Origin of the sequence: Aliivibrio finisterrensis, from assembly GCF_008933155.1 — a bacterium.
GTDB classification, from domain to species: domain Bacteria; phylum Pseudomonadota; class Gammaproteobacteria; order Enterobacterales; family Vibrionaceae; genus Aliivibrio; species Aliivibrio finisterrensis.
Genome location: NZ_WBVP01000001.1, coordinates 60,526 through 74,773, shown reverse-complemented (window position 1 = coordinate 74,773; position 14,248 = coordinate 60,526). Strand labels below are relative to the sequence as shown.

The 14,248-nt window shown below is 39.5% G+C and carries 12 protein-coding genes; 8 read left to right on the top strand and 4 right to left on the bottom strand.

The window, feature by feature from the left end; genetic code table 11:
• Positions 1-94 precede the first annotated feature (94 nt).
• The 3 genes from F8B77_RS00315 to pabB form a co-directional block, all read right to left on the bottom strand.
• A complete protein-coding gene (locus tag F8B77_RS00315; protein ID WP_151652728.1) occupies positions 95-1,345 on the bottom strand; it encodes an aromatic amino acid transport family protein in 1,251 nt (416 codons plus the stop codon).
• Between the two features lie 189 nt (positions 1,346-1,534).
• Entirely contained in the window at positions 1,535-2,116 is a 582-nt protein-coding gene (locus F8B77_RS00310; RefSeq protein WP_151652726.1) for a CoA pyrophosphatase, read from the bottom strand.
• 16 nt (positions 2,117-2,132) lie between these two features.
• Positions 2,133-3,503, bottom strand: coding sequence for an aminodeoxychorismate synthase component I (gene pabB / locus F8B77_RS00305; protein WP_151652724.1), 1,371 nt, complete (start codon positions 3,501-3,503; stop codon positions 2,133-2,135).
• 166 nt (positions 3,504-3,669) lie between these two features.
• Here pabB and F8B77_RS00300 point away from each other — a divergent pair, with 166 nt between their 5' ends.
• From F8B77_RS00300 to F8B77_RS00275, 6 genes are all read left to right on the top strand, one after another.
• Positions 3,670-5,196, top strand: a complete 1,527-nt coding sequence (locus F8B77_RS00300; RefSeq protein WP_130045328.1) for a fumarate hydratase — start codon at positions 3,670-3,672, stop codon at positions 5,194-5,196.
• A 99-nt stretch (positions 5,197-5,295) separates the two neighbouring features.
• Positions 5,296-5,583, top strand: coding sequence for a DUF2799 domain-containing protein (locus F8B77_RS00295; RefSeq protein WP_167512717.1), 288 nt, complete (start codon positions 5,296-5,298; stop codon positions 5,581-5,583).
• A 92-nt stretch (positions 5,584-5,675) separates the two neighbouring features.
• Positions 5,676-6,710, top strand: a complete 1,035-nt coding sequence (locus F8B77_RS00290; RefSeq protein WP_151652720.1) for an efflux RND transporter periplasmic adaptor subunit — start codon at positions 5,676-5,678, stop codon at positions 6,708-6,710.
• A 2-nt stretch (positions 6,711-6,712) separates the two neighbouring features.
• Positions 6,713-7,795 carry an efflux RND transporter periplasmic adaptor subunit gene (locus tag F8B77_RS00285; RefSeq protein ID WP_151652718.1) on the top strand — a complete coding sequence of 361 codons (1,083 nt, stop codon included), beginning with the start codon at positions 6,713-6,715 and terminating at the stop codon, positions 7,793-7,795.
• Positions 7,792-10,869 carry an efflux RND transporter permease subunit gene (locus tag F8B77_RS00280; protein ID WP_151652716.1) on the top strand — a complete coding sequence of 1,026 codons (3,078 nt, stop codon included), beginning with the start codon at positions 7,792-7,794 and terminating at the stop codon, positions 10,867-10,869. Before F8B77_RS00285 ends, F8B77_RS00280 begins: the two co-directional genes overlap by 4 nt.
• 138 nt (positions 10,870-11,007) lie before the next feature.
• Complete coding sequence (locus F8B77_RS00275) at positions 11,008-11,370, top strand: DUF2750 domain-containing protein (RefSeq protein WP_374954013.1); 363 nt, start codon at positions 11,008-11,010, stop codon at positions 11,368-11,370.
• A 77-nt stretch (positions 11,371-11,447) separates the two neighbouring features.
• Here F8B77_RS00275 and F8B77_RS00270 read toward each other — a convergent pair whose 3' ends face one another.
• Positions 11,448-12,638 (bottom strand): cystathionine beta-lyase, encoded by a 1,191-nt coding sequence (locus F8B77_RS00270; protein ID WP_151652714.1) that lies wholly within the window; start codon positions 12,636-12,638, stop codon positions 11,448-11,450.
• 154 nt (positions 12,639-12,792) lie between these two features.
• Here F8B77_RS00270 and F8B77_RS00265 point away from each other — a divergent pair, with 154 nt between their 5' ends.
• Both F8B77_RS00265 and F8B77_RS00260 read left to right on the top strand, forming a co-directional pair.
• Positions 12,793-13,143 carry a hypothetical protein gene (locus tag F8B77_RS00265; RefSeq protein ID WP_061036801.1) on the top strand — a complete coding sequence of 117 codons (351 nt, stop codon included), beginning with the start codon at positions 12,793-12,795 and terminating at the stop codon, positions 13,141-13,143.
• A gap of 339 nt (positions 13,144-13,482) precedes the next feature.
• Entirely contained in the window at positions 13,483-14,082 is a 600-nt protein-coding gene (locus F8B77_RS00260; RefSeq protein ID WP_130047855.1) for a GTP cyclohydrolase II, read from the top strand.
• The last annotated feature ends 166 nt before the right edge of the window (positions 14,083-14,248 follow it).

Genomic DNA, 14,248 nt, shown 5'->3' with positions numbered 1-14,248 from the left:
TATTACCTCGAATAAGCCCCCAAAAGAGGGGGCTTTATTATCATTATTATTAACTTCGTGTAACTAATGCTTATAAGGATTTATAAACTAGTTATTAAAGAGCGCCGTAGATTACAGAAGTAATCGCTGCAACACCACATAATGCTGTAAAGATTTGCACAGGTGCTGAAGTTTTGTACTTAGCCATTGCAGGAACTTTACGCATTGCGAATACAGGCATAAGGAATAGGATAGCGGCAATCATTGGCGCACCCATAGTTTCAATCATACCTAAGATACTTGGGTTGATGATAGAAACGATCCATGTAGTAACAACGATGAAGATAAGAGAGAATTTCTCAAGCTTAGCAACAGGTGCTTTTGAACGAGACTTAGCTAGACCAACAAGACCTTCATGAGCACCAAGGAAGTGACCGAAGTAGCTTGAAGTAATCGCAGCAAAAGCAACGATTGGGCCCATGATAGAAATCATTGGAGATTCATGAACGTTAGCTAGGTAAGAAAGAACAGAGATGTTTTGTGCTTGTGCTTGTGCTAGTTGCTCTGGAGATAAAGAAAGAACTACAGAGAATACGAAGAACATTACAAAGCTCATTAGCATCATTGCTGCACCGCCAGTGATCATATCAGTTTTCGCAACTGCATCGTCACCGTATATACGACGCTGTTCTTTAGAGAACTGGCTAATCACAGGGCTGTGGTTGAAAGAGAAAACAATGATTGGAATTGCTAACCAAACAACAGAAGGCATTGAACCCCAATCAGGAGAAACAGACATCATTGATGTGTTCCAACCAGGAATTAGGTATACAGAAAGTGCCATTAAGATGAATACAAGAGGGTAAACCATTGCAGAAGTTGCTTTCAGCATAAGTTCTTTACCAAATACAACACCACACGTCATCAGAGTGATAAGAACACCTGATAATAACCAGCGTGGAATAGATTCCATGCCCATTTGGTTAACCATGAAAGAGTCTACTGTGTTTGTAATACCAACACCGTAGATAAGTACAATTGGGTAAATCGCGAAAAAGTAGGCAAAAGTGATTAGGTTCGCGCCAGTTTTACCAAAATGCTCTTCTACCGTATCGGTAATATCAGCGTTTGGATTTTTAGCAGAAAGAACGAAACGAGCCAAACTTTTGTGTGCAAACCAAGTCATTGGAGCAGCAATTAACGCAAGAATAACTAGAGGCCAAAAACCACCAGCGCCAGCCTTAATTGGAAGGAATAAAACACCGGCACCTACAGCAGTACCGAATAGAGAAAGACACCAAGTGAAATCTTTATAAGTCCACTTTGCTTTTTTTGCACCTACTGATGCAGTATTTGTTGTTTGCATAATAATTATACTCTTAATTTTTTGGAACAGGAATTTTGGGAACGGCGCTATTGTCGTTATTTTGGCGAGAAAAACTTTGACGCAGATCGGAAAATGAAAAAAGATGAACGGAGAACAGAAAATAATTGATAATGATCACAATAGATGTGAATCTGATATTAGTAAAACTTATCAATAATGCTAATTTTTCTAAGTTGAAATGTAATTCATTGAATGAATGATTTCGGCTGTAACTCCCCAAATGAGTTTTTTCTCAAAAGGAATAAAAATCAGATCGTAAGTATGATTTTTGTTAAATATGTGGTGTTTGTAGGTGTTTTTAGGGTTAATTAGATGATTTACCGGTGCTTCAAATGTGCTACTAACCTCACCGTAATCGATTGCGGTGGTATAATTTTCATCAATCAATGCAATGATAGGGGTTACTTTATAGCCAGATATTGTTGGTATTGTGTTAAGTTTTGCTAATGGTTTTATGTGAGCAGGATCAATGCCAATTTCTTCATTTGTTTCACGAATAGCAGTATGAATTAGGGATAAATCGAAGGGTTCAACCTTGCCTCCAGGGAAGCTAATTTGGCTAGGGTGATGACGTAAATGTGACGCTCGTTGAGTTAAAATTAGGTTGAAACCAGATTCTCTTTTTACGATAGGGACAAGAACAGCAGCAGACTGAAAACTGCCGTTCGTTAGTCGTGGATGGGAGAGCAAACTTGAGCTGTAATCAATTGGTTTATGAAGTAACAAATAAGAAAGTAAATGCGTATCCATAAACTGATCCTTATAACTATAAAATGGGTAAAATTTTGCTTAACTTATGGAGTGTCTCTTCATATTCTAGTTCAGTTTGGCTATCGGCAACAATACCGCCGCCCGCTGAAGCGTATATTGTATCTTGGTAGGCGATTAAGGTTCGTATAGTAATACTCGTATCCATATTCCCACAACGGCTAATATAACCAATACTGCCACAATATAAGTTACGACGATGAGGCTCTAGCTCTTCAATAATCTCCATAGCTCGGATTTTAGGTGCTCCGGTGATCGATCCGCCAGGGAAAGAAGCACTCAATAAATCACTAATAGTATAGTTATCACCTAATTGACCAGTAATCGTACTGACTAGGTGGTGAACAGCTGGAAAACTTTCGATATCAAATAACTTAGGCACCTTGACTGAACCAGGCTTGGAGACTCGACCAATATCATTACGCAATAAATCCACAATCATTAAGTTTTCAGAGCGATCTTTAGCGCTATGACGAAGAATATCTGCTTCTTGATCATCTAATTTCGGATCATTTGAGCGAGGGCGAGTACCTTTAATGGGCTTTGTTTCTATTTTACGATCTTTTACCTGTAAAAAACGCTCTGGTGAGACGGATAAGATGGTAAGTTCAGGGGTTCTAATAAACGCAGAGAAGGGTGCCCCATTTTGGGTTGCCAATGTTTGATACGCTAACCATTCAGAACCTTGATATTGAGCATGAAAACGCTGAGCAAGATTAATTTGATAGCAATCTCCTGATTTAAGGTACTCCTGAATCGCATCAAAATTAGCGCTATATTCCGCTTGAGTCATATTCGATTGCCATTTAGACACTAAATTAAAATCAGCTTTCTTTTCTTTTATCGCTATAAATTGCTGTAGCCAATCGAGACGATTACTCCCTTGTGGTTGTATTAAAGTGAGGGTAGACGTTTTATGATCAGCAATTAGAGCCCAGTCATAGATCCCAACAGCCATATCAGCGGTTGGAATATCTCGCTCAGCAATACTAGGTATAGATTCAACTCGGCGACCTAAGTCATAACTGAAGTAACCTAACGCTCCGCCAATAAAAGGAAGATCATTTATTGAATGGCAATGGGGCGTTAGTCGTTCTTGATAATGAGCAAGCAGTTTAAAAGGGCAGGCTTCACTGGTTACTGGCTGCTTTCCTATAACATTAATAGAAGTAACATCTTGGTGGGTTTGCAATGTCGCTATTGGATCTGCCACTAAAATATCGTAACGATTATCAACATGTTCTTTGGCTGATGAATGCAACAGCATTGCCCAAGGTTGGCTTTCAATGGCAGAAAATAAATCAACCACAGAAGTAGATTGATAATCAAGTAGGGTAATAAGTGGTTTTGCATCTAATTGATTGTTCATTTTAAGTTTTATAACCAGAATGTGATGAGCAACGATAGCCTTGAATGGAGAGCAAGAGTATCATATTGGCTGTTCTAAAAGAAAATAATAGATTGGTGATCGCTCACGTCACTAAGTAAAAAAACAGACTTAACACGCCATGGAAGCATATATATAAGAGGATTTAATGATGACTGTTGGTAAAGAAACTATCATCCGCAATGAAGACGTGATCAGCTCAGTGGCTGATGCATTACAGTATATTTCTTATTACCACCCACTTGATTTTGTTCAAGCATTAGAAAAAGCATATCATAGAGAACAAAGCCAAGCGGCAAAAGATGCGATTGCTCAAATTTTAATAAATTCACGTATGTCGGCTGAAGGGCATCGTCCTATTTGTCAGGATACGGGGATAGTAACTTGCTTTGTTAATATCGGTATGAATGTACGCTGGGAAGGAGATTTAACTGTACAGCAAATGATTGATGAAGGAACTCGTCAGGCGTACACGAATCCAGATAACCCACTTCGAGCTTCAGTACTTTCTGATCCTGCGGGTAAGCGAATTAATACAAAAGACAATACGCCTGCGGTAGTTCATATTAATATGGTACCAGGTGATAAGGTTGAGATTCAGATTGCAGCAAAAGGCGGCGGCTCTGAAAATAAAACAAAAATGGTGATGCTAAATCCTTCAGATGATGTGGCGGAATGGGTAGAAAAGACCTTACCATTAATGGGAGCAGGTTGGTGTCCACCAGGAATGCTAGGTATAGGTATTGGTGGAACTGCTGAAAAAGCAGCGGTATTAGCAAAAGAATCATTAATGGAGCATATTGACATTCAAGAGTTGATTGATCGTGGTCCTGAAAACGCAGAAGAAGAGCTTCGTCTTGATATCTTTAATCGTGTCAATAAGCTTGGTATTGGTGCGCAAGGCCTTGGTGGTTTAACAACCGTTGTTGATGTAAAAATCAAATCCGCACCAACTCATGCAGCATCAAAACCCGTATGCATGATCCCAAACTGTGCAGCGACTCGTCATGTTCATTTTACACTTGATGGTTCAGGCCCGGCGGACTTACAACCACCAAAACTTGAAGAGTGGCCAGATATTACCTGGGAAGCTGGTGCTAATACACGCCGAGTTAACCTTGATACGATCACAAAAGAAGACGTACAAGAATGGCGGACGGGTGAAACGGTTCTACTAACAGGGAAGATCTTAACAGGCCGTGATGCAGCGCATAAGCGTCTTCAAAGCATGATTGAAAGCGGAGAGGGTTTACCTGAGGGCGTTGACTTCAATGGTAAGTTTATTTACTACGTCGGCCCAGTTGATGCTGTTGGTGATGAAGCCGTAGGCCCTGCTGGCCCAACAACGTCCACTCGTATGGATAAATTTACCGATATGATGCTTGATACGGGCTTAATGGGCATGATTGGTAAAGCAGAGCGTGGCCCAGCAACGGTTGCGTCTATTAAAGATAAAAAAGCCGTGTATTTGATGGCGGTAGGCGGTGCGGCTTATTTAGTAGCTAAAGCGATTAAAAAAGCACGAGTAGTGGCTTTTGAAGACTTAGGAATGGAAGCCATTTATGAATTTGAAGTGGAAGATATGCCAGTAACGGTTGCTGTTGATTCAACAGGGGCAAATGCACATCAAATCGGCCCAGATACATGGAAAGTTAAAATCGCTGAAATGAATTAACTGATTTATATTTCTAGGATTTAAGAAAGCATTCAAAAATTGAGTGCTTTTTTTATACTTGTGTTTTAAATGTTAACTATTTAAGTATAAATTGAGTTATTGTGTGATTTAGATTGTTTTTGGAGGAAATATGAAGCAGAAGATTGGTTTCAATATGGAGAGCAAAGAGCAAAAAATGGCTTTGTAGTTCAAGAAAACGAAACTCTAGAAAGTGCAAATCCAGAGGAGGCGGTTACAGAGGCATTCTATAATGCGTACCTTGAAGGGCATACCTCTGGAACGACTATCTATTGTTCTCAAGAAGCCTATATTTTGGCATTTGCGATGCAAGTTATGCCTGATTTTCGTGCGGAGTATGGAAAAGGGAATAATCGTAAAAAAGAATAAATAAGAGTATTTTTATAACTTATTATTATTGACTGGATGACGGTAGGGATATAAGGAATAATTCTTATATATACCATTACAAGGAACGGTTTATGTTCAAAAAAACGATGGTAGCGACGGTGTTAAGTTCAACGCTTCTTATTGGGTGTGGAAAACAAGCCCCAGTAATTGCTGAACCAGAGTCGCGACCAGCTAAAATAATGACTGTCAGTGTTGGCGATCATGAAACTTCTCGATTGTTTCCAGCGCAAGCTGAAGCCGGAGATAAAGCGGTTCTTGCCTTTCGAGTTCCCGGTCAACTTAGTAGCTTAGATGTTCATGCGGGTCAATTAGTTACCAAAGGGCAGTTACTGGCAACAATAAACCCTGATGAGTACCGTTTGATTCAAAAGCAGGCACAAGCCCAGTACAGACTGATTGATGTTCAATACCAACGTATTAAAAAACTGCGTAAAGACAAAGTCGTCTCAGAACAAGATTACGACAGTGCTGTAGCGAACAGAAAAACAGCGAAAGCGACGTTAGATCAAGCCAGTGCTAATTTAAGCTATACCCAATTAAGTGCTCCTTATGATGGCACCATTTCGTTATTACCTGCTGAAAATTATGAATATGTCACTGCTAAGCAACCCATTATGCATATTCAAACCAATGATATCTTATATGTTGCCTTTCAACTTCCTGATTATCTATTGCAACGCTTTAGTTTTACTCAAGTCTCCGCTTCCGTTACTTTCGATTCATTCCCAACGGTTAGTTTTCCTCTAGAATTTGAAGAAATTGATACCGAAGCAGATAGCAAGACATCAAGTTACACGGTAAAAATGAGCATGCCAAGACCAAAAGACTTAGGCATATTACCGGGAATGTCAGGCCAAGTGAAAGTGACTATTCCAAAAGGTGGCAGTGAGAAGCTTCCGCTTTCAGCGATTGAACAAGACGGCGATACCACTTATGTATGGCGTGTATCTGAGCAAGGTATCGTTGAGAAAGTCGCGATAGAGTTGAATGAAAAACGACAAGTAATTTCGGGGCTTAATGATTCTGAACAAATAGTATCTTCAGGTATTTCTGGACTAGAAGAAGGAATGAAAGTACGCAAATGGGTTAAGGAGAGAGGATTATAATTATGCAGAAATTAATGAAACTATCCTTACTTTCAACAGCAATATTACTCACTGCTTGCAGTCCTGCCCCTATGGATACAGAAATAGAAGCTCCTAATGTTATCGTTAAAGATATTGATTCAGGTTTAGCCAGTGATCGCCTTTATCTTCCTGCTGTTGCAACAGCGGCCGATCGTTCCCATTTAAGCTTTAGACTTTCTGGTGAAGTTAAGGAACTTAATGTTCGTCCAGGTGAGACGGTTAAAAAAGGGCAAGTATTAGCAGTACTAGATAAAACCGATTTCAACATCGATGTTGATAATGCGCGCGCAAGGTACAGTGTTGCAAACAGTCAATATAAACGTTCAAAACCGTTAGTTGATAAAGGCTTACTGGCAAAGTCGCAATTTGATGAATTAGCCGCGCAGCGTCAAATTGCATTAGCTGATTTAGAGCTAGCGAAACTTCGACTGAGTTTTACTGAACTAAAAGCCCCAATTGATGGTGTTATTTCACGAGTAAGTATTGAGCAATTTGAAACAATTCAAGTAGGTCAACAAGTAGTGAATATTAACAACAAAGATTCCGTTGATATTATTGTTCAAGTACCTGATAAATTATATTCAAAGCAACCAAACCAAGGTGTTGTAGAGTTAATTCAAGCATCTGTGCGACTTGATAATGGACAGTCTTACGATGCAAAAGTAAAAGAGTATACAACAGAGCCTGATCCAGAATCTGGTGCATACCTCGTTACTTTAACTATGCCAATGCCGGAAGACCAATTTATTTTGGATGGTATGGCTGTTGAAGTGACTACTGAACAGAGTTCATTAAATGTAGCAAGCCAATTTGGATTAATTATCCCAATTGAAGCCATTTTTAATGAAGATGGCGATGAGATTGATAAAAAAGAAAAATACGTTTGGGTCGTCGATTCTGACAATAAAGTAAAAAAACAAAAAGTAGTAACAACCAAAGCGACATCGTTTGGATTACGAGTTGTCGATGGTGTTTCAGCAGGAGATCGTATTGTTATTGCAGGCGTCTCACGATTACGTGATGGCCTAGAAGTGAATATCATCAATACGGAGGAGAAATTATGAGTCAAGAAAAAGGAATTGCAGCTTACTTTATACAAAATAAAGTGATTAGCTGGATGTTGACTCTGATCTTTATGATTGGTGGTGCATCGGCTTTCTTTGGCTTGGGGCGATTAGAAGACCCAGCCTTCACCATTAAAGATGCCATGGTCGTAACCAATTATCCTGGAGCAACCCCTGAACAGGTAGAAGAAGAGGTTACTTACCCTTTAGAAAAAGCAATCCAACAATTAACCTATGTTGATGAAGTGAATTCGCTTTCAAGTCGTGGTTTATCTCAAATAACGGTAACCATGAAAAACAATTATGGTCCTGATGATCTTCCTCAAATATGGGATGAATTGCGCCGAAAAGTGAATGACTTGAAACGTCAACTACCTCCGGGTGTTGGTGAGCCTTCTGTCATTGATGATTTTGGTGACGTATATGGCGTACTTTTAGCCGTTACTGGTCAAGGATATTCTTATAAGGAGTTGCTTGATTATGTTGATTATTTACGTCGTGAACTAGAATTAGTTGATGGGGTAAGTAAGGTCTCCGTTTCTGGTGTGCAACAAGAGCAAGTCTTTATTGAAGCTTCTTTGAAACGCATGACAAGCTTAGGTATTTCACCGCAGACGCTGTACAGTCTACTTTCAAATCAAAATACGGTATCGAGTGCAGGTGCAGTAAAAATAGGATCTGAATACATTCAAATACACCCAACGGGCGAGTTTGAAGATGTGTCGCAACTTGGTGATTTGATTATTACCGAAGGCGGAGCACAAGGCCTTATTTATCTAAAAGACATTGCCGAAGTTAAACGTGGTTATGTTGAAGTACCAAGCAATTTAGTTAACTTTAATGGTAACTTTGCTTTGAATATGGGGATTTCTTTTAGTGCTGGCGTTAACGTTGTCGAAATTGGGAAACTGGTTGATCAACGAATGTTAGAGCTGAAAGAACAACAACCCATTGGTATTGATATTTCAGAGATATACAGCCAACCAAAAGAAGTAGACAAATCAGTAAGTGGTTTTGTGGTCAGTCTTGGTCAAGCCGTTGCTATCGTTATCATCGTTTTACTGTTCTTCATGGGCGTACGCTCAGGCTTACTGATTGGACTTATTCTACTACTGACAGTGTCAGGCACATTTGTCTTTATGAAATACTTTGGGATTGACTTACAACGTATTTCTTTAGGTGCTTTGGTTATTGCTCTTGGTATGCTCGTAGATAACGCTATTGTGGTGGTCGAAGGCATACTCATTGGTATGCAAAAAGGACGAACTCGCCTGCAAGCGGCTACTGATATTGTTACGCAAACTAAATGGCCATTATTAGGTGCAACCGTTATTGCGGTAACTGCTTTTGCGCCTATTGGTCTATCGGATGATGCAACCGGTGAATATTGTGGAACCTTATTTACTGTTCTGCTTATTTCACTGATGCTGAGTTGGTTTACTGCCATTTCTCTTACTCCGTTTTTCGCTTCTTTGTTTTTTAAAGAAACAGTACAAATAGAAGGAGAAGCGCATGAAGAGAAAGACCCATATAACGGTATGATCTTTGTGATCTACAAGCGTTTCCTTGAGTTTTGTATGCGCTATTCGTTAGCAACCATGCTTATCTTGGTTGTTGCACTTGGCGGCAGCATGTATGGCTTTACTAAAGTTAAGCAGTCTTTCTTCCCATCTTCAACCACGCCAATCTTTATGGTTGATGTATGGATGCCTGAAGGGACGGATATTCGCTCAACCAATGCAACATTAAAAGAGTTAGAAGAGTGGATCTTAGAGCAAAAACATATTGAACATGTGACAACAACCGCAGGTAAAGGTCTACAAAGATTCATGCTGACTTACGCACCAGAGAAAAGCTATGCAGCTTATGGTGAGATAATGACGCGTGTGGATGATTACTTAGCGTTACCTGATTTAATGGACAAGCTTCGTCAACATATCGAAGCCAACTATCCTCAAATTCAATACAAGTTAAAACTGATTGAGTTAGGGCCAGGTGGCGGTGCAAAAGTGGAAGCACGAATTGTAGGGGCTGATCCTACAATATTACGTGGTTTAGCAGCACAGGTTATTGAGGTAATGCATCAAGATCCAGGCGCAACAAACGTACGTCATGATTGGCGTGAGCGTACTAAAGTACTTGAGCCTCAATTTAACGAAAGTCAGGCGCGTCGATATGGTATTTCCAAAACGGATGTTAATGAACTGCTTGAAATGGCGTTCTCAGGTAAAGCCATTGGTGTGTACCGTGATGGGACAACATTGATGCCAATCGTTACTCGTTTGCCTGAAAATGAACGTGTAGATATTAGCACAATTGAAGGAATGAAGATCTGGAGTCCAGCGCTGTCACAATACATACCATTACAACAAGTGGTGCTAGGTTATGACGTGATTTGGGAAGATCCTCTGGTTGTGCGTAAAAACCGTAAACGTATGCTAACGGTAATGGCTGACCCTGATATTTTAGGGGAAGAAACTGCCGCAACATTACAAAAGCGTTTACAGCCACAAATTGAAGCGATTGATTTCCCTACGGGTTATAGCTTGGAGTGGGGCGGTGAATATGAATCGTCTCGTGATGCACAAGCGTCATTGTTCCAAACCATGCCAATGGGTTACTTGTTCATGTTCTTAGTGACTGTGTTCTTGTTTAACAGTGTGAAAGAGTCGGTGATTGTTTGGTTAACGGTGCCATTGGCACTCATTGGTGTAACCAGTGGTCTGCTCTTACTCAATACCCCATTTGGCTTTATGGCACTGCTTGGTTTCTTGAGTTTGAGTGGCATGCTGTTGAAAAACGGAATCGTACTGCTTGATCAAATAGAGATAGAAATACACTCAGGAAAAGAACCCTACCATGCAGTCGTTGATGCCGCGTTAAGCCGTGTTCGTCCGGTTTGTATGGCAGCAATTACGACCATTTTAGGTATGATCCCACTATTACCAGATACCTTCTTTAAACCAATGGCGGTAACCATTATGTTTGGTCTAGGTTTCGCAACCGTACTGACCTTAATTGTGGTTCCTGTGTTGTATCGCATGTTCCATAAAATTAAAGTCGTCGAATACTAAAATAGACGCATAGAATAAATGTTCAAAAGCCCATATTAGAATATCTAGTATGGGCTTTTTTTGTGATATTCTATCTGGATAATACAAATGCAGTCCACATATTAGGAACAGTAAATGAGCCAATTAGATCAACAAGCAATGGACAAAATCGTAAATTCTCATGAAGAAGAGCGTTTTACTTACTTTATGAAAGAAGTTGTCGCTAATCGTGAAATTTGGATTTTGACTGATGAACACGGTTGTGTGATGTTGAATACCGAAGAAGAAGATTGCGTTCCTGTATGGCCAAATAAAGAGTTTGCAGAAGCATGGGCAACAGGTGAATGGGACGTATGTAAAGCAGAGTCTATTTCATTAAACAAATGGCACAGTCGCTGGACAACAGGTCTTGAAGATGATGAATTAGCGGTTGTTGTATTCCCTAATCAAAACGAAGAAGGGCAAATCCTTTTTCCCGACGAATTCGATTTTGAATTAACAAAACAAGAAAGAAAGCGTTAATATTGAATTAATACAAATAAAAATGGCGACCCATTTAGGAGTCGCCATTTTTGTAAGTAAAAACGATATAAACTGAATTAAGCAGATAACATCTCTTGATATCGAGCTAAACCTTGCTCTAAATCTTCAATCAAATCATCCACATCTTCTAATCCAATATGAACACGGATCAAAGTCGCTTCAAACTGAGGATGAGCCACCGTTCTTAATGCATTAAAGCTTTTTGGTTCATTCGCTAAGATCAAGCTTTCAAACCCACCCCAAGAATAACCCATACTAAAATGACTCATACCATCAAGCAGGGCCGTTGTCGCTTTGCTATCAGATTGTTTTAGCACAAAAGAGAACAAGCCATTACAGCCTTTAAAATCACGTTGATAAAACTCATTGCCCGGGCAGCTTTCAAGTGCAGGATGACGAACGTGATCAACCAGTGGATGCTGCTCAAGCCACTTAGCCACTTTAATGCTGCTAGCTTCGTGCTGTTTTAGACGAACGCCCATAGTGCGTAAACCACGCATTGCTAAATAGGCGTCATCAGGTGAAATGCATTGCCCCATTAAATAGCTTTGTTCACGCAGTTGATCCCAATGTTTTTCGTTCGCAACTGCGGTACCAAGCATCACATCAGAGTGACCGACAATGTATTTGGTTGCGGCTTGAATAGAGATATCAACGCCATGATCGAAAGGAGAGAAGTTCACACCCGCCGCCCAAGTATTATCAAGCATAACGACAATATCTGATTCGTGTGCGATACGAGCAAGGAGTGGAACGTCTTGAACTTCCATCGTGATAGAACACGGAGATTCAGTAAATAGCACCGTCGTATTTGGTTTAATTAAATCACGAATGCCTTCACCAATCATTGGATCGTAATAGGTGGTTTCAATGCCCATTTTCTTCAAGATGGTGTCACAGTAATCACGAGTCGGTTCATAGCAGCCATCGACCATTAAAATATGATCGCCGGTTTTTACAAAACATAAAATCGCATTGGCAATCGCAGCCGTACCGCAAGGATAAAGGGCACAACCTGCGCCACCTTCAAGTTCAACCATCGCATCTTGAAATGCAAAGTGAGTTTCTGTGCCTCGGCGGCCATAAAAAAGCGTTTGTTTTGCGCGGTTTATCATGGCATGCGTTTTTTCAGCAACGGTATTAAATACCACGGTAGAAGCGCGTTGAACAGGAGGGTTTACTACGCCTTTTGTCCATTTTTTGCTACGACCAGCAGTGACGTATTTGGTCTCTAATTTATCTGACATCTGAATCCATTCAATTATAAGTAAATAATATCTCCATAAAGCCAAAGTGAAGGCGAAATATCAAGGATTAAAACGAATTCCTGTCGAATAAATTTTAATTACTGCTAAAATTGCGCAATCTAGATGACATGTTGACTAAAAGAGTTAAATTAAAATGCAACAGAATGAATTTGAAACACTAGTTAAAGAACTATGCCAAAAAGAAAATCTTCCTCAAGTGCTAGAAGCACTAAAAGCATGTGAAGACCAAGACATTGTTGAAGCGGCACAATCGCTAGCGGGTCAATTCCGTCTTGCTGAAGTTGAAGGCGAGCAACGCATCTATCATGTATTTAACGATGAAGATGAAAACGGTGAAGCACAAGAGCTTGCAGAGTGGATCATGAACGAAGGTGATGATGTGATTAAATTCATAGCTTGGTTCTTCTACGCAATGTTTGATATGAAGCAAAAAGAAACCTACCAAGCAGCAGGTAAAACGTACCAGCAGCCAAAGCGTTCTTAGAGTTACATCATACTTTTTTAAGGCCAATAATTATTTTTATTGGCCTTTTTATCAATTAATTAACGTATTTTCTTCTCTTCTTTATCCATCTACCTACAAAGTATGATGAGTGTCTCGATTTTACTGTAACGAGTAATAACTCATGAAGAGATTGTGAGCATTTTTAAAGCAGCAATGTAATTAAATATTTATAAAATCATCAATTAAGTACATAAAGGTCTAACATTTGTTGGGCCTTTTTTTTGATTCTTGCATATTTGCTAGGTATGCTTATGATCTTTTTATCAGATTAAATCGTAGAAGATATGATCTTCTCATTGAAAAAGGCAATAAATCAGCATGGCAAACGTAAGAGCCCGTATAGAGTTAAAAGTAGGGCAGCAAAGTAATATCCCTGCAGAAATGCTTTCATTTGAAGGCCTAGAGACTGAAAAAGAACATGTCGCTGTTATCTTTAATCACGCTGATAAGAATCAAACAACCCCTCTGGTTCGTATGCATTCAGAATGCTTAACGGGAGACGTATTTCATTCATCACGCTGTGATTGTGGTGAACAGTTGGAAGAAACCATTAATCGTATGTCTGAAAGTGGCGGTATCATTTTATATCTTCGCCAAGAGGGACGCGGTATTGGTTTGTATAATAAATTGGATGCCTATGAGCTTCAAAGTCAAGGTATGAATACCTATGAAGCGAACAACCACTTAGGTTTTGGTGATGACTTACGTGACTTTAAAGAAGCAGCTCAGATGCTTGAAGCACTAGGACTTTCTAAAATTAAACTTGTTACCAATAATCCTAAGAAAATTGAAGATATTCAAAATTACGGTATTGAGTTAGAAGAAGTGGTTAATACTCATGCTCATATCAAGCAAGGCAATGAGCATTATTTAAAAGCAAAGCTTGCTCATGGACATAACCTTGATTTAGATAAATAGTGCTATTTACTTAACGGTAAAAAGCCCTTACTAGAGCCTCATCATTGGATGGGGCTTTTTTATACTTCATCGCTAACTTGTGAATCTAAATGATAAACATTTGCATTCCGGTTTGATTTCGGTATATTACGCAAATAAAAATTATTATCATTAATGAATTCTTACA